Source organism: Klebsiella sp. OBRC7 (assembly GCF_000293135.1).
GTDB lineage: Bacteria > Pseudomonadota > Gammaproteobacteria > Enterobacterales > Enterobacteriaceae > Klebsiella > Klebsiella michiganensis.
This window is the reverse complement of sequence record NZ_ALNJ01000104.1, coordinates 1-20,433: the sequence shown is the minus strand read 5'-3', so window position 1 is coordinate 20,433 and position 20,433 is coordinate 1. Positions and strand designations below refer to the sequence as shown.

Below are 20,433 nucleotides of genomic sequence, written 5' to 3'. Positions count from 1 at the left end.
CACCCGAGAGCAAGCTCTCTGTGCTACCGTTCGACTTGCATGTGTTAGGCCTGCCGCCAGCGTTCAATCTGAGCCATGATCAAACTCTTCAATTTAAGTTTGATGCTCGTAGAATTAAACTTCGTAATGAATTACGTGTTCACTCTTTGAGACTTGGTATTCATTTTTCGTCCGAGGACGTTAAGAATCCATGTCACTTTGAGTGCCCACACAGATTGTCTGATAAATTGTTAAAGAGCAGTGCAACGCGGCTTTCGCTCACCGTTGCGAGGTGGCGTATGTTACGCTTTCCTCTTTCAGAGTCAACCCGTTATTTCAGGATTTTTTCTCTTCAACCGACCGGGTTGTTTGTGAAGTGATTCACATCTGCCGTGTCAGTGGGAGCGCATTATAGGGATCCCATTTTTTTGCACAAGCCTTTTTTCGATCTTTTTTTCCAAATGATGATTTTTCAGCCGCCTCGCGGCGTTATTGCTCAATTCGCTCAATTTTTACCACAATAAGGGGTTGCAGACGGCCAGAAAAGCAACCAAAGTCTCTGCACTCCCTTCGTTTATTGAGGTAACCATGGCCACCAGCTTGCGTCGTTATAAAGATTTATTCCCTAAAACGGGCCTACGCGTGATGATCGACAGCAGCAGCGTGGTGATCGGCGATGTCAGAATAGCTGACGATGTCAGTATCTGGCCTCTGGTCGCCATTCGCGGTGATGTGAACTATGTGGAAATAGGCGCCCGCACTAACATTCAGGACGGTAGCGTCTTACATGTCACGCATAAGTCTTCATCTAATCCACAGGGCAATCCACTTATCATTGGCGATGATGTTACCGTCGGCCATAAGGTGATGCTACACGGCTGCACTATTGGTAACCGGGTCCTGGTCGGTATGGGTTCGATTTTGTTGGATGGCGTAATTGTTGAAGACGATATAATGATTGGGGCTGGCAGTCTGGTGCCTCAGAACAAACGTCTCAAGAGTGGCTATCTTTACTTTGGTAACCCGGTAAAACAGATACGCCCCCTGACAGAGGCGGAAATTGCCGGGCTACAATATTCAGCGAACAACTATGTAAAGTGGAAAGGTGATTACCTGGCTCAGGAAAACCAGATCCAACCTTGAGCATCTTCTTGATGGTTGAGAATGAGATCCTGGGCTTCATCTTCCAGATCCCAGCGATGTTCACGAAAAGCGGCCAGCCATTGCGCCGGCTCTTCACCGCCAAAACGCTTCTTGAGTACCGTTAGCGTTAAGGCGCAGGTAAGCTGCATGCCGTTAACTAATGCAGGAAAAGCGATACATTGACGCGCTTCATCCCATACCTCTCTGTCTGGAAACTGAATTGCCTGGTTCATGCATTCAGTTCCTTCTGCAAAGCCGCAATGACTGGCGTAATTTCTGGCAGAACGCCGTGCCACAACAGCACCGCATGAGCAGCCTGCGCCACCAGCATTCCCAACCCATCAGCGCATTTTGTCGCACCGTGTTGCTGGCATAAGGATAAAAATGGCGTACTACCTTTCTGGTAAAACATGTCATAACAACAGACATGGGGACTTATTAAGGTAACAGGGATCGCGGGAACACCGCCGTCAATACCGCTGGATGTCGCATTAATAATGAGATCAAATTCCTGACCGCCTAATGCTCCTATATCCAAAGCGCGGACGCTGCCGGTATGAGCAAAAAGCGTAGCCAGTTCATGGGCGCGAGAATAGGTACGATTAACAATAGTCACGGCACAATCCAGCGACAGGAGAGGAAGCAAAACGCCGCGTGAAGCCCCACCTGCGCCAATAAGCAATACCCGGAATCCTGGTTTAATAAAACCCAGCCGTTCCAGATCGCTCAGTAGTCCAATACCATCGGTATTGTCCCCCAGCAGGCGGCCATCCTCCAACCGTTTAAGCGTATTGACCGCACCAGCCAGCGCTGCGCGTTCGGTTAGCTCATCTGCTCGCGCGAAGGCCTCTTCTTTAAAAGGCACCGTGACGTTCGCTCCCTTGCCGCCCTCATTAAAGAAGGTATCGAGCGTCGTAACGAAATCATCGAGCGGAGCCAGGATACGGCCATAGGGATGCGTAATTTGCAACTGCTGAGCAAAAAGCCGATGAATTGATGGCGACTTGCTATGGGCAATAGGGTGTCCAAAGACGGCATAAGTTTCCATGAGTTACCCCTGGCGGAAGAGTTCGCCCGTCAAGGCATCACGTATTTCAGATGGGTTTTGACGCCCTCCCGTAGCCCCGTCAACGACCGGGAAATCAGCGCCAAACTGCGCATAAACTTCTGCCGTCGTGCGGCAAGGAGGCTGGCCAGACAAATTTGCGCTGGTTGAAACCAGCGGTTTTCCGTAAGCATTACACAGTTCGACCACCAGCGGATGATCCGTGACTCGCACAGCCAGTGAATTGAAGCGCCCCGTCAACCAACGCGGCGTTGAAGCGCAAGCGGGGAAGACAAATGTTACAGGCCCTGGCCAGCAAGAAAAAATCGTCTCCAGCTGCTCATCGCTAAGTTGCGTATCGTCAATATAGGGTTTGAGTTGCTCGAAGTTCGCCGCGATCAGGATCAGTCCTTTTTCAACGGGGCGCTGTTTAAGTGCAAGCAGGCTCATGACGGCCTTTTCGCTATCGGGATCGCAACCGACGCCAAAAACGGCTTCAGTTGGATAGGCGATGACATGTTCATTATTCAGAAGCGCCACAGCACGTACGATGGCTTCTGAGGGCAGGTTATTATTCACAGATTTATTCCGCCGGTATCGGCTTTCCACATTGTTTGCTGGCACAGAAACGTTTAACGCCCTGCGCCGTTTTCTTTTCGATTAGCAACGGGTAATGACACTCTGGGCACTCGCCCGCCACTGGCCTGAAGTTTATGACGAACTGGCAATCGGGGTAACGATCGCAGGAATGGAAGTTTTTTCCAAAACGTGAGCGGCGCTGAACCAAATGCCCTTGCCCGCACTGTGGGCAGGCTATTGCGGTTTCATCCGGCTTATCGATAAGTTCAGTATGTTCGCAATCTGGATAGCTGCTACAACCGATAAACATACCAAAACGCCCCTGGCGTAGTACCAGCACTGCGCCGCAAGACGGGCACGTTTGCCCCTCCAGAACTTTGACAATATGTCCGTCCGCCTGGTTTTTCAGGGGCCGGACATAGTCACAGTCAGGATAATGCGAGCAGCCGAGAAAAGACCCGTGTTTCCCGGAGCGTATTACCAGTTCAGCCCCACACTGCGGGCAGGGTTCGTTTTTACGCACCGAGAACAGCGCTGTTTTGGTCATAACAATTCTAATGTCGCAGCAAAAAAGTTAGTGCAGCATACCTTCATTTACTTCAAAGAGTAATTCTTCCATTTGCTGGTAGGCATTTTCGCAACCGGGAATATTGAACAGCACCATCAGGATCACCCATTTGAGATCTTCCAGATCGAACTCTGCCGTATCCAGCGCCAGTACACGCTCAATCACCATTTCCCGTGTTTCGAGGTTCAACACCTGAATTTGCTCAAGGAATAATAAGAATCCCCGGCAGCTTGCATCAAGACGCTGGCACTCCTCGTCGGTGTAGACTCGTAAAGAGAGTGGGTCAGAAGCAAGCTGCATTGGCGCAACAAGCCCCTCCTGGTAATCAGCCAGTTTCTCCAGCCACATCAGGGCGTTATAGATATCTTCTCGTTCAAAACCGGCATCGGTCAGATCCCGAGTCAGCTTGTCCTGATCCACGCGCATTTCTGCTTCGTTATGGATGTAAGTTTCAAACAGATACATCAGTACGTCGAACATGGCTTGCCCTCCTTAATCGGACATAGCCGCCGGGTACAGCTGCGATCCAGCCTGCTAACTCCAGTTCTAGTAGCTGGGCTACGGTTACTGGCACAGATTGGCCGGCACGTTCAGCGACAACGTCAACAGGTGTTACCTCATCTCCTACGTTAGCCAGGAGCTCTGGAAATGGCAATGCTACAGAAGGCCGATTACCGCAATTATTTGCATCATCTGGTTCAGGAAGAACATATGGCAGCTCATCCCGCCAGTATTCGACAATGTCTTCCGGGGCTGTCACGGGAATCGCGCCCTGTTTGATAAGCCAGTGGGGACCTTCTGAACCCGGGCTACCAATCGGCCCTGGCAGGGCAAACACATCCCTCCCCTGCTCCAGAGCATAACGAACCGTCACTAATGAGCCGCTTTTCAGGGCCGCCTCAATAACCAATACGCCGGCACTTAGCCCGCTGATAATCCGGTTACGGCGAGGAAAATTGCCCGGCAGGGGTGGGGTAAACAGCGGAAACTCCGAAATGATGGCTCCGCAGCTGTTAGTAATCTGCTCCGCTAACGCCTGATGACGGCGAGGATAGATCTCTCTTAAGCCATTCCCTAAAACAGCAACCGTTTTACCTTTCCCTTCCAGCGCACCACGATGAGCAATTCCATCAATGCCAAGGGCCAGGCCGCTCGTGATCGTAATACCATAACGTGCTAAAGCTTCGCTAAAGAGTTTCCCCCAACGAGCGCCATACCATGAATGCGCCCGGCTTCCAATGACGGACAGCTGCCTGCTGCTCAACAGCGCAGGGTCTCCACATACTAAAAGAGCGCAAGGAAAGTCGACAATCGCCCGCAGCTGGGGTGGATAGAGCGGATCTTCGGCAGTCAGTAAATAACAATTTGGTCGCTCCAGCCATTGCAGCGTGGCATCTATCTCGCATTGGTTAACGCTGAGGAAATGCTTCGATTGCGCCAGACTCAAGCCACAGGCTCGCAAATCTTCTCGACCTAACGTCGCAGATGAACATAGCTGACGGGCGGCACTGATAGCACTCTCGCCATACAGGCTGCTCACTCTCATCAAACGTAACCAAATTTCCCTGGGCGTCATCCCTATCCCCCTGCCACAAGCGACTTTAACAATCTTTGCGATTGGACAGCGAGACTGTCAATTGCAGGGGGTTTTGTCTAGAATAGAGGTAATAATCTTTCCAACTCCTGAACACAACTCTGGATAACTATGTCAGTTTTGCAAGTGTTACATATTCCGGACGAGCGCCTTCGCAAAGTCGCAAAGCCGGTAGAAGAAGTAAATGCAGAAATTCAGCGTATCGTCGATGATATGTTCGAGACGATGTATGCTGAAGAAGGTATCGGTCTGGCCGCAACGCAGGTGGATATTCACCAGCGTATTATTGTTATTGATGTATCAGAAAATCGTGAAGAGCAGCTGGTATTAATTAACCCTGAGCTGCTGGAAAAAAGCGGAGAAACAGGCATTGAAGAGGGCTGCCTCTCTATTCCTGAACAGCGTGCTTTAGTGCCGCGTGCAGAAAAAGTGAAAATCCGCGCGCTCGATCGCGAAGGCAAACCTTTTGAGCTTGAAGCCGACGGTCTGCTGGCCATCTGCATTCAGCACGAGATGGATCACCTCGTCGGTAAGCTGTTCATCGATTACCTGTCACCGCTCAAGCAACAACGCATTCGTCAAAAAGTTGAGAAACTTGACCGTCTGAATGCTCGAGCTTAAGGACGAGAATAAACGTGTCAGACTCACTACGTATTATTTTTGCCGGCACCCCTGACTTTGCAGCACGTCATCTCGACGCGCTGCTGTCCTCTGGACACAACGTTGTTGGCGTCTTCACCCAACCGGACCGTCCGGCAGGTCGTGGTAAAAAACTCATGCCCAGCCCGGTGAAAGTTCTTGCTGAAGAAAAAGGCATACCGGTATTCCAGCCAGCTTCACTACGTCCGCAGGAAAATCAGCAGCTCGTCTCCGATCTGCGTGCAGACGTCATGGTCGTCGTAGCCTATGGGCTCCTTCTACCAAAAGCCGTGCTGGATATGCCGCGCCTGGGCTGCATTAACGTTCACGGTTCGTTGCTTCCGCGCTGGCGCGGCGCGGCGCCCATTCAGCGTTCGCTGTGGGCTGGCGATACCGAGACCGGTGTCACCATCATGCAGATGGATGTCGGTCTCGATACGGGTGATATGCTGTATAAACTTGCGTGCCCAATCACGGCCGAAGACACCAGCGGAACGCTGTACGACAAGCTGGCTAACCTGGGGCCGCAGGGGCTGATCGAAACCCTTAAGCAGCTTGCTGCAGGTACCGCGAAACCGGTTGTACAGGATGAAGCGCAGGTTACCCATGCGCAAAAACTCAGCAAAGAAGAAGCGCGTATCGACTGGTCTCTTCCAGCCGCTCAGTTAGAACGCTGCATTCGCGCCTTTAACCCGTGGCCAATGAGCTGGATAGAAATTGATGGCCAGCCGGTAAAAGTCTGGCAGGCGTCGGTTATCGATGTGGCCACAACAGCCGAACCGGGGACCATCATTGAAGCGACAAAACAGGGGATTCAGGTGGCGACCAGCGACGGCGTGCTGAATTTACTCTCGCTACAGCCTGCCGGGAAAAAAGCAATGAGTGCTCAGGATCTATTAAACTCGCGGCGGGAATGGTTCGCTCCTGGCAACCGTCTGGTCTGACGCGCCCTTCTTAATACGCCCGGTGTTGCCGGGCATTTTTATTTTGTGCTTATGAAAAAACAACTCAATTTACGCAGCCTGGCAGCGCAGGCCGTTGAACAGGTTCTCGAACAAGGGCAATCCCTGAGCAACGTTCTGCCCCCGCTGCAACAAAAAGTATCCGATAAAGACAAAGCGCTGCTTCAGGAACTCTGCTTTGGCGTGCTACGTACCCTTTCCCAGTTAGATTGGCTGATCGGCAAGCTCATGTCCCGGCCGATGACGGGTAAACAGCGTGTTGTGCACTACCTCATTATGGTGGGCATTTACCAACTGCTGTACACACGGATTCCTCCTCATGCTGCATTGGCGGAAACGGTTGAAGGCGCAGTAGCGATTAAGCGCCCGCAGCTCAAAGGGTTGATTAACGGCGTATTGCGCCAGTTTCAGCGCCAGCAGGAAGAACTGTTATCTGAATTTTCTCGTAGCGAAATTCGCTTTTTACATCCGTCCTGGTTGTTGAAACGTCTGCAGAAAGCCTATCCAGCACAGTGGGAAGCGATCGTGGAAGCGAACAACCAGCGTCCGCCAATGTGGTTGCGCGTAAACCGTACCCACCATCCGCGCGACACCTGGCTGGCACTGCTGGAAGAGGCGGGAATGAAAGGTTTTACTCATCCTGCTTACCCTGACGCTGTACGCATGGAAACACCGGTGCCGGTCTACGCATTGCCGGGTTTCGAAGAGGGTTGGGTTACCGTTCAGGATGCCTCCGCTCAGGGCTGCATCACATTTCTTGATCCAAAAAACGGCGAGCAAATTCTGGATCTGTGCGCAGCCCCGGGTGGTAAAACCACGCATATTCTCGAAGCGGCGCCCGAAGCACAGGTGCTGGCCGTCGATGTTGATGAGCAGCGACTCTCCCGCGTCTATGACAACCTGAAGCGTCTGGGCATGAAGGCCACCGTTAAACAAGGTGATGGTCGTTATCCAGCCCAATGGTGTGGAGAGCAGCAGTTCGATCGTATTCTGCTGGACGCTCCCTGTTCCGCCACCGGCGTCATTCGCCGTCATCCGGATATCAAGTGGCTGCGACGGGATCGTGATATCGCGGAACTGGCCCAGCTGCAGTCTGAAATTCTCGATGCCGTATGGCCGCATTTGAAAACAGGCGGGACTCTGGTTTACGCAACGTGTTCGGTATTGCCGGAAGAGAACAGCCAGCAAATTAAAGCCTTCCTGCAGCGTACTGCGGATGCGGTTCTCAGCGAAACCGGCAGCGCAGATTTACCGGGCCAGCAAAATTTGCCAGGTGCTGAAGAAGGTGACGGCTTCTTTTACGCTAAGCTAATCAAAAAGTAATGAGATAACGAGTCGCGACTGATGAAAATTATCATATTGGGCGCAGGGCAGGTCGGCGGAACTCTGGCAGAAAACCTTGTCGGAGAGAACAACGATATTACGCTGGTAGATACGAATGGCGACCGCCTTCGCAGTCTTCAGGACAAATTTGATCTCAGAGTGGTTCAGGGCCACGGCTCGCATCCACGCGTGCTGCGTGAGGCGGGTGCGGATGACGCCGACATGCTTGTCGCAGTGACCAGCTCAGATGAAACGAATATGGTGGCCTGCCAGGTCGCCTATTCGCTGTTTAATACCCCAAATCGTATTGCTCGCATCCGCTCCCCGGATTATGTGCGTGATGCCGAGAAACTTTTTCACTCAGAAGCGGTTCCTATTGACCACCTCATCGCGCCAGAGCAGCTGGTCATTGACAGCATTTACCGCCTGATTGAGTATCCAGGCGCGCTGCAGGTTGTCAATTTTGCCGAAGGAAAAGTAAGCCTGGCTGTCGTTAAAGCCTATTATGGCGGTCCTTTAGTGGGAAACGCACTTTCAACTATGCGCGAACATATGCCGCATATTGACACACGCGTAGCCGCTATCTTCCGTCACGATCGCCCCATCAGGCCACAAGGTTCAACCATTGTTGAAGCCGGTGATGAAGTGTTTTTCATCGCCGCTTCGCAGCATATTCGCGCCGTCATGAGCGAACTTCAGCGCCTCGAAAAGCCATATAAGCGCATCATGCTGGTTGGCGGCGGAAACATTGGCGCCGGGCTCGCTCATAAGCTAGAGAAAGATTACAGCGTCAAACTGATTGAACGTAATCAGCAGCGTGCCGCAGAGCTTGCAGAAAAGCTGCAAAATACGATCGTCTTCTACGGCGATGCTTCAGATCAAGAATTGCTGGCTGAGGAACATATCGATCAAGTCGATCTTTTCATTGCCGTCACCAACGATGATGAAGCCAATATTATGTCTGCCATGCTCGCAAAGCGCATGGGGGCCAAAAAGGTGATGGTACTAATCCAGCGTCGTGCCTACGTGGATCTTGTCCAGGGGAGCGTGATCGACATTGCAATATCACCGCAGCAGGCAACCATCTCTGCGCTGCTCAGCCATGTGCGTAAAGCCGATATTGTCGGCGTTTCCTCCCTACGCCGCGGTGTCGCAGAGGCTATTGAAGCTGTCGCGCACGGAGATGAAAGTACTTCGCGGGTGGTTGGACGCGCTATCGATGAGATTAAGCTTCCCCCCGGAACAATTATTGGCGCCGTTGTACGCGGTAATGATGTCATGATAGCGAATAACAATCTGCGTATTGAGCAAGGGGATCATGTCGTTATGTTCCTGACTGACAAAAAATTCATCTCAGACGTCGAAAGACTATTCCAGCCAAGTCCTTTCTTTTTGTAGTTCGCAGGCGTCGACAAGACGCCTTTCTTTTATCCCTTGTATATCAAAGGGTAATATTTTTCTGCAATTATTTCGTGGTAATGGAAAATAGTAATACATTTGTTAAACTTATCAGTGTCAGCTGGCTCAAGGAGAATAAAATGAGTTTTTTAAAAGAATTTCGCGAATTTGCGATGCGCGGGAATGTGGTTGATTTGGCAGTCGGTGTCATCATTGGTGCAGCATTTGGTAAAATCGTATCGTCGTTAGTTGCCGATATTATTATGCCGCCGCTAGGCTTACTCATTGGCGGAATCGACTTTAAACAGTTTGCCGTGACGCTACGGGATGCCCAGGGCGACATCCCGGCGGTCGTTATGCATTACGGCGTATTCATTCAGAACGTGTTCGATTTTATTATCGTGGCGTTTGCTATTTTTATGGCAATCAAACTGATGAATAAACTGAACAGGAAAAAGGAAGAGGCCCCGGCGGCACCACCGGCGCCAACCAAAGAAGAAGTCCTGCTTAGCGAAATTCGTGACCTGCTGAAAGAACAAAACAATCGTTCTTAAGAAGCCTTAAAAGCAGAAGGCCAGTGGTAAAAAAGTCATTTACTTTCTTGCCACTGGCCTCCCGACCATTTTGTCCCGCATGTTTTCCTTTTCTTTGGTAGCTGCCTTTCCCTTTCTTGTTCTTTTCAACTCGCTGCCTGAATAACGGGTCATGAAGTAGTGCCTCAAGGGCGTTATCTTTTATTTGCCCTTTAGTATGCTGATAGCGGCTCATAAGCTCTCCAGATGTGTAATAGAAATCGGCGTGAGTGTAGACGCGTCTGATGAAAAAATCAACGTGCTGGATTTTGACTGCTGGCGCCCTGCTCGAGCGCTTCAAGAATTGAGCAATAGACGCTGCTGTGGGCTGTGCCACAGCAAGCATCATTGAGGCGCTGCAAAGAACGACGCATAGCTTGTAACTCTTTAATCCGGGATTCCACTTCACTTAAACGAGCCTGCACAATGCCTTTAGATTCCTGACAGGTATGATGTTCCGGATCGATGCGGATCGAGAGAAGTTCGCGGATCGATTCAAGCGTAAAACCAAGCTGCCTGGCATAGCGAATAAAACGCAGCCTCTGTAGATCGTTATCCGAATAGAGACGAAATCCACCTTCAGTGCGTACGTTATGATCCATCATCTGCTGTTTTTCATAATAGCGGATGGTATCGGGAGTAACGTCAGCCAATTTAGCCAGTTCACCTATACGGTACATGATTAATCCTCATTAATCTTTCGCAGCAACTTATCAGCGTAATCCCCACGCAGAAAGTCAGTGTTCAAGCCCGCCTGCCGCAGCTTTAGCTCGAGCAGCGCCAGACGACGGCTCAGCTCAGCATAGCGGGGATCGCTCTCCTGAACGCCTTTAAGCAAGTCATTGAGCATCACGGCTTCTTTACGATGTTCAAGTTCGGGAGGTAAACAACCCGCATTCTTGAGTAATCGATAGCCTGCGCGTAGCTCAGGCGGCACATGCGAGTCATCGTCCAGAGTCAGTGGCTCCCCACTTCCCGGCAGGTTATCAAACTCACCTTTGTGCTGTGCATCAAGAATATGGCGTTCTGCCCACTGATCCAGTAACCACATAATAAGGCTCCGGGGATGAACAAAAATAATGCAGATATTGTAAACAAGCAGGAATAGGGAGGATATAAAAAAACCCGCCGGAGCGGGTTTTTTTACGTTACTACAGATTACTCTGCAGCAGCTTCTGCTTTCGATTCAGAGCGATCAACCAGCTCGATGTATGCCATCGGCGCGTTGTCACCTGCACGGAAGCCACACTTCAGAATACGAGTGTAACCACCGGCGCGGCTCGCGAAACGCGGGCCCAGCTCGTTAAACAGTTTTGCCACGATCTCGTTATCACGAGTACGGGCGAATGCCAGACGACGATTAGCAACGCTATCAGTCTTGGCAAGAGTAATCAGCGGCTCAACTACGCGACGCAGTTCTTTCGCTTTCGGCAGGGTCGTCTTGATGATTTCATGACGAACCAGCGAACCAGCCATGTTACGGAACATAGCCTGGCGATGGCTGCTGTTGCGGTTCAGTTGACGACCACTCTTACGATGGCGCATGACCTTATCCTTCTCAGTAAAACCTTAACCTGTGATCCGGTTACTCGTCAGCAATGCTTGCCGGTGGCCAGTTTTCCAGGCGCATGCCCAGAGACAAACCACGCGAAGCCAGCACGTCTTTAATCTCAGTAAGAGATTTTTTACCCAGGTTCGGCGTTTTCAGCAACTCAACCTCGGTACGCTGTACCAGATCACCGATATAGTGGATAGCTTCTGCCTTAAGGCAGTTAGCAGAGCGGACAGTCAATTCGAGATCGTCAACAGGGCGCAGCAGGATCGGATCGAATTCTGGTTTCTCTTCTTTCACTTCCGGCTGACGTACATCACGTAAATCAACGAAAGCTTCCAGTTGTTCTGCCAGGATGGTTGCCGCACGACGAATCGCCTCTTCAGGATCGATTGTGCCGTTGGTTTCCATTTCGATGACCAGCTTGTCCAGGTCGGTACGCTGTTCTACACGCGCTGCTTCAACATTGTAGGCAATACGCTCTACAGGGCTGTAGCATGCGTCGACCAGCAGACGGCCGATTGGGCGCTCATCTTCTTCCGAATGAATTCGGGCAGAAGCCGGCACATAACCGCGACCGCGCTGAACTTTGATACGCATGCTAATAGCTGCGTTCTCATCGGTCAGGTGGCAGATCACATGTTGCGGCTTGACGATTTCGACATCACCGTCATGGGTAATGTCGGCTGCGGTCACAGGGCCAATGCCAGATTTGTTCAAAGTAAGGATAACTTCATCTTTACCCTGAACTCTCACCGCCAGCCCTTTCAGGTTGAGCAGGATTTCAAGGATATCTTCCTGAACGCCTTCTTTGGTGCTGTACTCATGAAGTACACCATCAATCTCAACCTCGGTCACCGCGCAACCCGGCATCGATGAGAGCAGAATACGGCGCAGTGCGTTACCAAGAGTATGGCCAAAGCCACGCTCTAAAGGTTCAAGGGTCACCTTGGCGTGCGTCGAACTCACTTGCTCGATATCGACCAGGCGCGGTTTTAGAAACTCTGTCACAGAACCCTGCATTGTGTCCTCTCTTTGGTACTAAGCTTTACTTGGAGTAAAGCTCGACGATCAGGTGTTCGTTAATGTCCGCAGACAGATCAGAACGTTCCGGCTGACGCTTGAACGTACCTTCCATCTTGCCAGCATCAACTTCCAGCCAGGTTGGCTTTTCACGCTGCTCAGCCAGCTCCAGAGCGGCTTTCACGCGAGATTGCTTTTTCGCTTTCTCACGAATGCTGACAACGTCATTCGCTTTAACCTGATAAGAAGCGATGTTAACAACACGACCGTTTACCATGATAGCTTTGTGGCTAACCAGCTGACGTGATTCAGCACGAGTCGCGCCGAAGCCCATACGGTATACAACGTTGTCCAGACGACCTTCCAGCAGAGTCAACAGGTTTTCACCGGTGTTGCCTTTCAGACGCGCTGCTTCTTTATAGTAGTTACGGAACTGACGCTCCAGCACACCGTACATACGGCGAACTTTTTGCTTTTCACGCAACTGCACACCATAGTCAGACAGACGCGGTTTACGCGCACCGTGCTGGCCAGGAGCTTGTTCAATTTTACACTTGGTATCGATCGCGCGAACGCCAGACTTAAGGAACAGGTCTGTGCCCTCACGACGGCTCAGCTTGAGCTTAGGACCCAAATATCTTGCCATTTTCTTTCTCCAACAATCCTAGAAACGAACGCGTTATACGCGACGTTTTTTCGGCGGACGACAACCGTTATGAGGGATCGGAGTCACATCAGTAATATTAGTGATGCGGAAACCAGCGGCGTTCAGTGCACGAATAGTTGATTCGCGACCTGGACCCGGACCTTTGACCATAACTTCCAGATTCTTGATGCCGTATTCTTTTACGGCTTCAGCGCAACGCTCTGCTGCAACCTGAGCTGCAAACGGAGTGGATTTGCGAGAACCACGGAAACCGGAACCACCGGCTGTTGCCCAACCCAGTGCGTTACCCTGACGATCGGTAATGGTAACGATGGTGTTGTTAAAAGAAGCATGGACATGAGCCACGCCATCAGAGACTTGTTTTCTTACACGCTTACGTGCACGAACTGGTGCCTTTGCCATTATTCAATCACCCCGACTATTTCTTGATCGGTTTACGCGGACCCTTACGGGTACGTGCGTTGGTCTTAGTACGCTGACCGCGAACCGGAAGACCACGACGATGGCGTAAACCACGATAGCAACCAAGGTCCATCAGACGCTTGATGCTCAGGGTGATTTCACGGCGCAGATCACCTTCAACGACAAATTTACCAACCGCTTCACGCAGGGATTCAATTTGTTCTTCAGACAGCTCACTGATCTTAACATTTTCAGCGATACCCGTGTCAGCACAGATGGCTTTAGAGCGGGTCTTGCCGATACCGAAAATAGCGGTTAATGCGATTACGGTATGTTTGTGATCAGGAATGTTAATGCCTGCTATACGGGCCACTATGCACTCCTACTATTTAATATGTACGCACCATGCTGAAAAGCCCGTTTTCAGGATACTCAAATGGAAACGTACAGACATACAAAAGATTGGCTGGCTAATCTAGCCAGCTCAACCCAACTTTGCAAGAAAAATATGCGAATAAATCAGCCTTGGCGCTGTTTATGCTTCGGCTCGGCACTGCAAATCACGCGGATGACGCCATCACGCTTAACGATTTTGCAGTTACGGCATAATTTCTTGACGGAAGCACGAACTTTCATTTTTACTCTCCGTAACTTCTCGAGCGACCTGTTAGCGGCCGTAGCCTTTCAGGTTCGCCTTCTTCAATGCAGACTCGTACTGACTCGACATCATCAGAGTTTGCACTTGAGCCATAAAGTCCATAATCACGACAACAACGATAAGCAGTGAGGTCCCACCAAAGTAGAACGGTACTTTCATTGCATCACGCATGAACTCCGGGATCAGGCAGATAAAAGTGATGTATAACGCACCGACCAAAGTCAGGCGAGTCATTACTTTATCGATATACTTCGCCGTTTGCTCTCCCGGACGAATTCCTGGTACAAATGCACCGGACTTCTTCAGGTTATCTGCTGTTTCACGCGGGTTGAAAACCAACGCCGTGTAGAAGAAACAGAAGAAGATGATTGCAGACGCATAGAGTAACACATAAAGCGGTTGCCCAGGCTGCAAATACAGCGAAATTGTTGTCAGCCAGTTCCAACCAGTACCGCCCCCGAACCAAGATGTAATGGTAGCCGGGAACAGAATAATACTGGAAGCGAAGATTGCCGGGATAACCCCTGCCATATTCACTTTCAGCGGTAAATGTGTGCTCTGTGCAGCATAGACACGACGACCCTGTTGACGTTTAGCGTAGTTTACCACAATGCGGCGTTGACCACGCTCTACAAAGACAACAAAGAAGGTCACTGCAAATACTAATACTGCAACCAACAGCAACAGGAGGAAGTGCAGGTCGCCTTGACGCGCTTGCTCGATAGTATGGGCGATGGCCGGCGGGAGACCCGCAACGATACCGGCGAAGATAATGATCGAGATACCGTTTCCGATACCACGCTCAGTAATCTGTTCGCCGAGCCACATCAGGAACATTGTTCCTGAAACCAGACTCACAACAGCGGTGAAATAGAATGCAAAGCCTGGATTAATCACCAGGCCCTGCATACCAGGCATATTCGGCAGACCGGTAGCAATACCGATCGACTGGAATATCGCCAGCACCAGAGTACCGTAGCGGGTGTACTGGCTGATCTTACGACGACCAGACTCCCCTTCTTTCTTCAGCTCTGCTAACGGCTGATAAACAACCGTCAACAGCTGGACAATGATCGATGCCGAAATATACGGCATGATACCCAACGCAAAGATAGAAGCACGGCTGAGAGCACCACCAGAGAACATGTTGAACATTTCAATGATGGTGCCTCGCTGTTGCTCAAGCAGTTTGGCAAGTACAGCGGCATCAATACCAGGGATCGGAATAAAAGAGCCAATACGGAACACAATCAACGCACCGATTACAAACAACAGTCTGCGCTTCAGTTCGCCAATCCCACCTTTGGCACTTTGAAAATCTAATCCCGGTTGCTTAGCCATCTGCTACTTATTCCTCAATTTTACCGCCAGCAGCTTCGATAGCAGCACGAGCACCTTTAGTCACGCGCAGGCCACGAACAGTTACCGGACGAGATACTTCACCAGACAGGATCACTTTCGCAAATTCGATCTGGATACCGATAATGTTAGCCGCTTTCAGCGTGTTCAGGTCGATAACATCGCCTTCTACGTGAGCCAGATCCGACAGACGAACTTCTGCAGTGATCATCGCTTTACGAGAAGTGAAGCCGAATTTCGGCAGACGACGGTACAGAGGCATCTGACCTCCTTCGAAACCGCGACGTACGCCACCGCCAGAACGAGAGTTCTGACCTTTGTGACCACGACCACCGGTTTTACCGAGGCCAGAACCGATACCACGACCCAGGCGTTTACCCGCCTTTTTGGAGCCTTCGGCCGGAGACAGAGTATTTAAACGCATCTCTTACTCCTCAACTTTAACCATGAAGGAAACCGCGTTGACCATACCACGAACAGCAGGAGTATCCTCGCGCTCTACGGTGTGACCAATACGACGCAGACCCAGGCCAAGCAGCGTTGCCTTGTGTTTCGGCAAACGACCGATTGCACTGCGGGTTTGAGTAATTTTAATAGTCTTTGCCATGGTTTATTTCCCCAGAATTTCTTCAACGGATTTACCACGCTTGGCAGCGACCATTTCTGGAGAATTCATATTTTCCAGGCCATCAATAGTTGCACGAACCACGTTGATCGGGTTGGTGGAACCATATGCTTTGGCCAGAACGTTATGAACTCCAGCAACTTCCAGAACGGCGCGCATTGCACCACCGGCAATGATACCGGTACCTTCGGAAGCTGGCTGCATGAATACACGAGAACCCGTGTGAACACCTTTAACCGGGTGCTGCAGGGTGCCGTGGTTCAGCGCGACGTTAATCATATTGCGACGGGCTTTTTCCATCGCTTTCTGGATCGCTGCTGGAACTTCACGCGCTTTACCGTAACCAAAACCAACGCGACCGTTACCGTCACCAACTACAGTCAGAGCTGTGAAGGAGAAAATACGACCACCTTTAACGGTTTTAGATACGCGGTTAACCGCGATCAGCTTTTCCTGCAGTTCGCCAGCTTGTTTTTCGATGTGAGCCATCTTACACCTCTACCTTAGAACTGAAGGCCAGCTTCACGGGCAGCATCTGCCAGTGCCTGGACACGACCATGATATTGGAACCCGGAACGGTCAAAGGAAACATCTTTGATGCCTTTTTCCAGAGCGCGTTCAGCAACAGCTTTACCCACAGCTGCTGCCGCGTCTTTGTTACCGGTGTACTTCAGTTGTTCAGCGATAGCTTTTTCTACAGTAGAAGCAGCTACCAGAACTTCAGAACCGTTCGGTGCAATTACCTGTGCGTAAATATGACGCGGGGTACGATGTACCACCAGGCGAGTTGCACCCAGCTCCTGGAGCTTGCGGCGTGCGCGGGTCGCACGACGGATACGAGCAGATTTCTTATCCATAGTGTTACCTTACTTCTTCTTAGCCTCTTTGGTACGCACGACTTCGTCGGCGTAACGAACACCCTTACCTTTATAAGGCTCAGGACGACGGTAGGCGCGCAGATCTGCTGCAACCTGACCGATCACCTGCTTATCAGCGCCTTTCAGCACGATTTCAGTTTGAGTCGGACATTCTGCAGTGATACCGGCCGGCAGTTTATGCTCAACAGGATGAGAGAAACCTAAAGCCAGGTTTACTACATCCCCTTTGACCGCTGCACGATAGCCTACACCAACCAGCTGAAGCTTTTTAGTGAAGCCTTCGGTAACACCAACAACCATTGAGTTCAGCAGGGCACGCGCGGTACCAGCCTGAGCCCATCCATCCACGAAACCATCACGCGGACCGAAGGTCAGAGCATTATCTGCATGTTTAACTTCAACAGCATTGTTGAGGGTACGAGTCAGCTCGCCGTTTTTACCTTTGATCGTAATAACCTGACCGTTGATTTTTACATCAACGCCGGCAGGAACAACGACCGGTGCTTTAGCAACACGAGACATTTTTTCCTCCGATTAGGCTACGTAGCAGATAATTTCGCCACCAAGACCAGCCTGGCGCGCTGCACGATCGGTCATAACACCTTTAGAGGTAGAAATAACCGCGATACCCAGACCCGCCATAACTTTCGGCAGCTCATCTTTACGTTTGTAGATGCGCAGACCTGGGCGGCTGACACGCTGAATGCTTTCTACAACAGCTTTACCCTGGAAATACTTAAGAGTCAGTTCCAGTTCCGGCTTGATGTCGCCTTCAACTTTAAAATCTTCAATAAAGCCTTCTTCCTTCAGCACGTTGGCAATTGCCACTTTCAGCTTGGAGGAAGGCATGGTGACCGCAGCTTTATTCGCGGCCTGACCGTTACGGATACGGGTCAGCATATCCGCGATCGGATCTTGCATGCTCATCTGTCTTTACTCCCGTGATTCAATTGGTGACAATTACCAGCTAGCCTTTTTCAGACCCGGGATTTCACCGCGCATTGCGGCTTCACGGACCTTGATACGGCTCAACCCGAACTTCCGCAGGAAACCATGCGGACGACCTGTTTGACGGCAGCGATTACGCTGACGAGACGGGCTGGAATCACGCGGCAGAGTCTGCAGCTTGAGAACAGCATTCCAACGATCTTCGTCGGTTGCGTTCACATCAGAGATGATAGCTTTCAGTTCAGCGCGTTTAGCGAAGAATTTATCAGCTAAAGCCACGCGCTTTACTTCGCGTGCTTTCATTGATTGCTTAGCCATTAAGTAACCCTACCTTACTTGCGGAACGGGAAGTCAAAGGCAGCCAGCAGAGCGCGGCCTTCTTCATCAGATTTCGCAGTAGTGGTAATGGTAATATCCAAACCACGAACGCGGTCGACTTTATCGTAGTCGATTTCTGGGAAGATGATCTGCTCACGGACACCCATGCTGTAGTTGCCACGACCGTCGAAAGACTTAGCGGACAAGCCACGGAAGTCACGGATACGCGGTACAGCAATAGTGATCAGGCGCTCAAAGAACTCCCACATGCGTTCGCCACGCAGAGTTACTTTACAGCCGATCGGATAGCCCTGACGGATTTTGAAGCCTGCAACTGATTTGCGTGCTTTGGTGATCAGCGGTTTTTGACCGGAGATTGCTGTCAGATCTGCTGCTGCGTTATCCAGCAGTTTCTTGTCAGCGATCGCTTCACCAACACCCATGTTCAGGGTGATCTTCTCGACCCGAGGGACTTGCATGACAGAATTGTAGTTAAACTCAGTCATGAGCTTTTTAACTACTTCGTCTTTGTAGTAATCATGCAGTTTCGCCATCGTACTACTCCAAATTACTTGATAGTTTCGCTGTTAGATTTGAAGAAACGGACTTTTTTGCCGTCTTCGAATCTAAAGCCTACACGGTCAGCCTTGCCGGTTGCCGCATTGAAGATTGCAACGTTAGAAACCTGAATAGCAGCTTCTTTTTCAACGATGCCGCCTGGTTGGTTCAGAGCCGGAACCGGCTTCTGGTGTTTCTTAACCAGGTTGATACCTTCAACAATGAGCTTGCCGGAAGACAAGACATTCTTAACTTTACCGCGTTTACCTTTATCTTTACCGGTTAACACGATAACTTCGTCATCACGACGGATTTTCGCTGCCATGATTCGCTCCTTAGAGTACTTCTGGGGCCAGAGAGATAATTTTCATGAACTTCTCGTTACGAAGTTCACGAGTTACCGGCCCAAAAATACGCGTACCGATGGGCTGCTCGCTGTTATTGTTTAAAATAACGCATGCATTACCATCGAAGCGAATGACAGAACCGTCCGGGCGACGAACACCCTTCTTGGTGCGCACCACTACCGCCTTCAGCACATCACCTTTTTTGACCTTACCACGCGGAATTGCTTCTTTGATGGTGATCTTGATGATGTCGCCTACGCCTGCGTAGCGACGGTGCGAGCCACCCAGAACCTTGATACACATTACGCGACGTGCACCGGAGTTGTCGGCGACGTTCAGCATAGTCTGTTCTTGGATCATTTTAGTGCTCCGCTAATGTCAACTACTACTGAGACCCAAAAATAGGGTCGTTAAAAAAGCCCCATATCGAGGGCGCGGCATTATAACACCGCAAATCAGATATGGGTAGAAAAAATAAACGGCTCATCGCTGAGCCGTTTATCCGTATCGAGAATGCGTACTCTATTACAGAACCGCTTTCTCTACAACGCGAACCAGCGTCCAGGACTTAGTCTTGGACAGCGGACGGCATTCGCGGATTTCAACCACGTCGCCGATACCGCATTCGTTGTTCTCGTCATGTACGTGCAGTTTGGTCGTACGCTTGATGAATTTGCCGTATACCGGGTGTTTCACCATACGTTCGATAGCAACAACAATGGATTTCTCCATTTTGTCGCTAACCACGCGACCTTGCAGAGTACGGATTTTATCGGTCATTACGCACCCGCCTTCTGAGTCAGTAAAGTCTTAACGCGTGCAACATCACGACGCACTTGCTTCAGCAGATGAGTCTGTTGCAGCTGGCCACTTGCAGCCTGCATACGCAGGTTGAACTGCTCACGCAGCAGGTTCAGCAGCTCAGCGTTCAGCTCTTCAACGCTTTTTTCACGCAGCTCTTTTGCTTTCATTACATCACCGTCTTAGTTACAAAGGTGGTTTTGATCGGCAGTTTCGCTGCTGCCAGGCCGAATGCTTCACGGGCCAGCTCTTCCGGTACGCCGTCCATTTCATAAAGGACTTTACCCGGCTGAATCAAGGCAACCCAGTACTCCACGTTACCTTTACCTTTACCCATACGAACTTCCAGCGGCTTCTCGGTGATCGGTTTGTCCGGGAATACACGGATCCAGATCTTACCTTGACGCTTAACTGCACGGGTCATAGCACGACGTGCTGCTTCGATCTGACGTGCAGTCAGACGACCACGGCCAACAGCTTTCAGACCGAAAGTGC

Annotated in this window: 35 protein-coding genes and 1 rRNA gene; 6 read left to right on the top strand and 30 right to left on the bottom strand. The window is 50.7% G+C overall.

The window, feature by feature from the left end:
* Nucleotides 1–95 (bottom strand): 16S ribosomal RNA (locus tag HMPREF1144_RS21490); the annotation flags it as partial.
* Nucleotides 96–567: 472 nt separating this feature from the next.
* Between HMPREF1144_RS21490 and HMPREF1144_RS21485 the strand changes: the two genes are divergently transcribed.
* Nucleotides 568–1,122 (top strand): gamma carbonic anhydrase family protein, encoded by a 555-nt coding sequence (locus HMPREF1144_RS21485; protein ID WP_009653926.1) that lies wholly within the window; start codon nt 568–570, stop codon nt 1,120–1,122.
* On the opposite strand, the gene HMPREF1144_RS21480 is transcribed toward HMPREF1144_RS21485, so the two are convergent.
* The 6 genes from HMPREF1144_RS21480 to dprA are packed head-to-tail and all read right to left on the bottom strand — an operon-like array spanning nt 1,098 to nt 4,890.
* Nucleotides 1,098–1,355, bottom strand: a complete 258-nt coding sequence (locus tag HMPREF1144_RS21480; RefSeq protein ID WP_004854733.1) for a DUF1488 domain-containing protein — start codon at nt 1,353–1,355, stop codon at nt 1,098–1,100. The two genes, HMPREF1144_RS21485 and HMPREF1144_RS21480, sit on opposite strands and share 25 nt — an antisense overlap.
* Nucleotides 1,352–2,170 carry a shikimate dehydrogenase gene (aroE, locus tag HMPREF1144_RS21475; RefSeq protein WP_004854736.1) on the bottom strand — a complete coding sequence of 273 codons (819 nt, stop codon included), beginning with the start codon at nt 2,168–2,170 and terminating at the stop codon, nt 1,352–1,354. Before aroE ends, HMPREF1144_RS21480 begins: the two co-directional genes overlap by 4 nt.
* 3 nt (nt 2,171–2,173) lie before the next feature.
* A complete protein-coding gene (gene tsaC, locus HMPREF1144_RS21470) occupies nt 2,174–2,746 on the bottom strand; it encodes an L-threonylcarbamoyladenylate synthase type 1 TsaC (protein ID WP_004854739.1) in 573 nt (190 codons plus the stop codon).
* Nucleotides 2,747–2,750: 4 nt separating this feature from the next.
* Nucleotides 2,751–3,293 (bottom strand): type I DNA topoisomerase, encoded by a 543-nt coding sequence (locus HMPREF1144_RS31870; protein ID WP_071532300.1) that lies wholly within the window; start codon nt 3,291–3,293, stop codon nt 2,751–2,753.
* Nucleotides 3,294–3,320: 27 nt separating this feature from the next.
* On the bottom strand, nt 3,321–3,794 hold the full coding sequence (gene smg / locus HMPREF1144_RS21465; RefSeq protein WP_004125874.1) for a DUF494 family protein Smg: 474 nt from the start codon (nt 3,792–3,794) through the stop codon (nt 3,321–3,323).
* Nucleotides 3,766–4,890 (bottom strand): DNA-protecting protein DprA, encoded by a 1,125-nt coding sequence (dprA, locus tag HMPREF1144_RS21460; RefSeq protein WP_009653922.1) that lies wholly within the window; start codon nt 4,888–4,890, stop codon nt 3,766–3,768. Before dprA ends, smg begins: the two co-directional genes overlap by 29 nt.
* Before the next feature lie 129 nt (nt 4,891–5,019).
* On the opposite strand from dprA, the gene def reads away from it, so the two are divergent.
* The 5 genes from def to mscL all read left to right on the top strand — a co-directional run bounded on the left by def (nt 5,020) and on the right by mscL (nt 9,784).
* Complete coding sequence (gene def / locus HMPREF1144_RS21455) at nt 5,020–5,529, top strand: peptide deformylase (RefSeq protein ID WP_004854751.1); 510 nt, start codon at nt 5,020–5,022, stop codon at nt 5,527–5,529.
* 14 nt (nt 5,530–5,543) lie between these two features.
* Nucleotides 5,544–6,491, top strand: a complete 948-nt coding sequence (fmt, locus tag HMPREF1144_RS21450) for a methionyl-tRNA formyltransferase (RefSeq protein ID WP_004854753.1) — start codon at nt 5,544–5,546, stop codon at nt 6,489–6,491.
* A 51-nt stretch (nt 6,492–6,542) separates the two neighbouring features.
* A complete protein-coding gene (gene rsmB / locus HMPREF1144_RS21445; protein WP_004854758.1) occupies nt 6,543–7,832 on the top strand; it encodes a 16S rRNA (cytosine(967)-C(5))-methyltransferase RsmB in 1,290 nt (429 codons plus the stop codon).
* Nucleotides 7,833–7,853: 21 nt separating this feature from the next.
* The gene (gene trkA / locus HMPREF1144_RS21440) at nt 7,854–9,230 is read left to right on the top strand and encodes a Trk system potassium transporter TrkA (RefSeq protein ID WP_004854759.1); all 1,377 of its coding nucleotides are present in this window, start codon (nt 7,854–7,856) and stop codon (nt 9,228–9,230) included.
* A gap of 140 nt (nt 9,231–9,370) precedes the next feature.
* A complete protein-coding gene (gene mscL, locus HMPREF1144_RS21435) occupies nt 9,371–9,784 on the top strand; it encodes a large-conductance mechanosensitive channel protein MscL (protein ID WP_004106310.1) in 414 nt (137 codons plus the stop codon).
* On the opposite strand, the gene HMPREF1144_RS31865 is transcribed toward mscL, so the two are convergent.
* The 23 genes from HMPREF1144_RS31865 to rplP all read right to left on the bottom strand — a co-directional run.
* Entirely contained in the window at nt 9,738–9,998 is a 261-nt protein-coding gene (locus HMPREF1144_RS31865) for an alternative ribosome-rescue factor A (protein WP_009653921.1), read from the bottom strand. The genes mscL and HMPREF1144_RS31865 overlap by 47 nt on opposite strands.
* A 58-nt stretch (nt 9,999–10,056) precedes the next feature.
* Nucleotides 10,057–10,482 (bottom strand): Zn(2+)-responsive transcriptional regulator, encoded by a 426-nt coding sequence (gene zntR, locus HMPREF1144_RS21430; RefSeq protein ID WP_004854766.1) that lies wholly within the window; start codon nt 10,480–10,482, stop codon nt 10,057–10,059.
* Between the two features lie 2 nt (nt 10,483–10,484).
* Complete coding sequence (locus HMPREF1144_RS21425) at nt 10,485–10,853, bottom strand: DUF1992 domain-containing protein (RefSeq protein WP_009653919.1); 369 nt, start codon at nt 10,851–10,853, stop codon at nt 10,485–10,487.
* Nucleotides 10,854–10,960: 107 nt separating this feature from the next.
* Complete coding sequence (gene rplQ, locus HMPREF1144_RS21420) at nt 10,961–11,347, bottom strand: 50S ribosomal protein L17 (protein WP_001216372.1); 387 nt, start codon at nt 11,345–11,347, stop codon at nt 10,961–10,963.
* Between the two features lie 40 nt (nt 11,348–11,387).
* Complete coding sequence (locus HMPREF1144_RS21415) at nt 11,388–12,377, bottom strand: DNA-directed RNA polymerase subunit alpha (RefSeq protein ID WP_002919219.1); 990 nt, start codon at nt 12,375–12,377, stop codon at nt 11,388–11,390.
* 25 nt (nt 12,378–12,402) lie between these two features.
* Nucleotides 12,403–13,023, bottom strand: coding sequence for a 30S ribosomal protein S4 (gene rpsD / locus HMPREF1144_RS21410; RefSeq protein ID WP_004125897.1), 621 nt, complete (start codon nt 13,021–13,023; stop codon nt 12,403–12,405).
* A gap of 33 nt (nt 13,024–13,056) precedes the next feature.
* Nucleotides 13,057–13,446 (bottom strand): 30S ribosomal protein S11, encoded by a 390-nt coding sequence (rpsK, locus tag HMPREF1144_RS21405; protein ID WP_004138423.1) that lies wholly within the window; start codon nt 13,444–13,446, stop codon nt 13,057–13,059.
* Between the two features lie 16 nt (nt 13,447–13,462).
* Entirely contained in the window at nt 13,463–13,819 is a 357-nt protein-coding gene (gene rpsM / locus HMPREF1144_RS21400) for a 30S ribosomal protein S13 (protein ID WP_004106333.1), read from the bottom strand.
* A gap of 146 nt (nt 13,820–13,965) precedes the next feature.
* On the bottom strand, nt 13,966–14,082 hold the full coding sequence (rpmJ, locus tag HMPREF1144_RS21395; RefSeq protein ID WP_000868187.1) for a 50S ribosomal protein L36: 117 nt from the start codon (nt 14,080–14,082) through the stop codon (nt 13,966–13,968).
* 31 nt (nt 14,083–14,113) lie between these two features.
* Nucleotides 14,114–15,445 carry a preprotein translocase subunit SecY gene (gene secY / locus HMPREF1144_RS21390; RefSeq protein ID WP_004106334.1) on the bottom strand — a complete coding sequence of 444 codons (1,332 nt, stop codon included), beginning with the start codon at nt 15,443–15,445 and terminating at the stop codon, nt 14,114–14,116.
* A gap of 7 nt (nt 15,446–15,452) precedes the next feature.
* A complete protein-coding gene (rplO, locus tag HMPREF1144_RS21385) occupies nt 15,453–15,887 on the bottom strand; it encodes a 50S ribosomal protein L15 (RefSeq protein ID WP_004106336.1) in 435 nt (144 codons plus the stop codon).
* Nucleotides 15,888–15,890: 3 nt separating this feature from the next.
* A complete protein-coding gene (gene rpmD / locus HMPREF1144_RS21380; protein WP_001140434.1) occupies nt 15,891–16,070 on the bottom strand; it encodes a 50S ribosomal protein L30 in 180 nt (59 codons plus the stop codon).
* 3 nt (nt 16,071–16,073) lie between these two features.
* Nucleotides 16,074–16,577 (bottom strand): 30S ribosomal protein S5, encoded by a 504-nt coding sequence (rpsE, locus tag HMPREF1144_RS21375; protein WP_004106339.1) that lies wholly within the window; start codon nt 16,575–16,577, stop codon nt 16,074–16,076.
* A gap of 14 nt (nt 16,578–16,591) precedes the next feature.
* On the bottom strand, nt 16,592–16,945 hold the full coding sequence (gene rplR, locus HMPREF1144_RS21370; protein WP_000358960.1) for a 50S ribosomal protein L18: 354 nt from the start codon (nt 16,943–16,945) through the stop codon (nt 16,592–16,594).
* Nucleotides 16,946–16,954: 9 nt separating this feature from the next.
* A complete protein-coding gene (gene rplF / locus HMPREF1144_RS21365) occupies nt 16,955–17,488 on the bottom strand; it encodes a 50S ribosomal protein L6 (RefSeq protein ID WP_004106341.1) in 534 nt (177 codons plus the stop codon).
* 12 nt (nt 17,489–17,500) lie between these two features.
* Nucleotides 17,501–17,893: a 30S ribosomal protein S8 gene (rpsH, locus tag HMPREF1144_RS21360; RefSeq protein WP_004106343.1), complete on the bottom strand. Its 393-nt coding sequence runs from the start codon at nt 17,891–17,893 to the stop codon at nt 17,501–17,503.
* A gap of 33 nt (nt 17,894–17,926) precedes the next feature.
* Nucleotides 17,927–18,232: a 30S ribosomal protein S14 gene (rpsN, locus tag HMPREF1144_RS21355; protein WP_002919667.1), complete on the bottom strand. Its 306-nt coding sequence runs from the start codon at nt 18,230–18,232 to the stop codon at nt 17,927–17,929.
* Nucleotides 18,233–18,246: 14 nt separating this feature from the next.
* A complete protein-coding gene (gene rplE / locus HMPREF1144_RS21350) occupies nt 18,247–18,786 on the bottom strand; it encodes a 50S ribosomal protein L5 (RefSeq protein WP_001096202.1) in 540 nt (179 codons plus the stop codon).
* Nucleotides 18,787–18,800: 14 nt separating this feature from the next.
* The gene (gene rplX / locus HMPREF1144_RS21345) at nt 18,801–19,115 is read right to left on the bottom strand and encodes a 50S ribosomal protein L24 (RefSeq protein ID WP_004106345.1); all 315 of its coding nucleotides are present in this window, start codon (nt 19,113–19,115) and stop codon (nt 18,801–18,803) included.
* Nucleotides 19,116–19,125: 10 nt separating this feature from the next.
* Nucleotides 19,126–19,497 (bottom strand): 50S ribosomal protein L14, encoded by a 372-nt coding sequence (rplN, locus tag HMPREF1144_RS21340; RefSeq protein WP_000613954.1) that lies wholly within the window; start codon nt 19,495–19,497, stop codon nt 19,126–19,128.
* Between the two features lie 165 nt (nt 19,498–19,662).
* Nucleotides 19,663–19,917 carry a 30S ribosomal protein S17 gene (gene rpsQ / locus HMPREF1144_RS21335; RefSeq protein ID WP_004106347.1) on the bottom strand — a complete coding sequence of 85 codons (255 nt, stop codon included), beginning with the start codon at nt 19,915–19,917 and terminating at the stop codon, nt 19,663–19,665.
* Nucleotides 19,917–20,108: a 50S ribosomal protein L29 gene (rpmC, locus tag HMPREF1144_RS21330; RefSeq protein ID WP_002919754.1), complete on the bottom strand. Its 192-nt coding sequence runs from the start codon at nt 20,106–20,108 to the stop codon at nt 19,917–19,919. Before rpmC ends, rpsQ begins: the two co-directional genes overlap by 1 nt.
* On the bottom strand, nt 20,108–20,433 hold a 326-nt coding region (gene rplP / locus HMPREF1144_RS21325), incomplete at its 5' end, for a 50S ribosomal protein L16 (protein WP_042928212.1). The genes rpmC and rplP, both read right to left, overlap by 1 nt.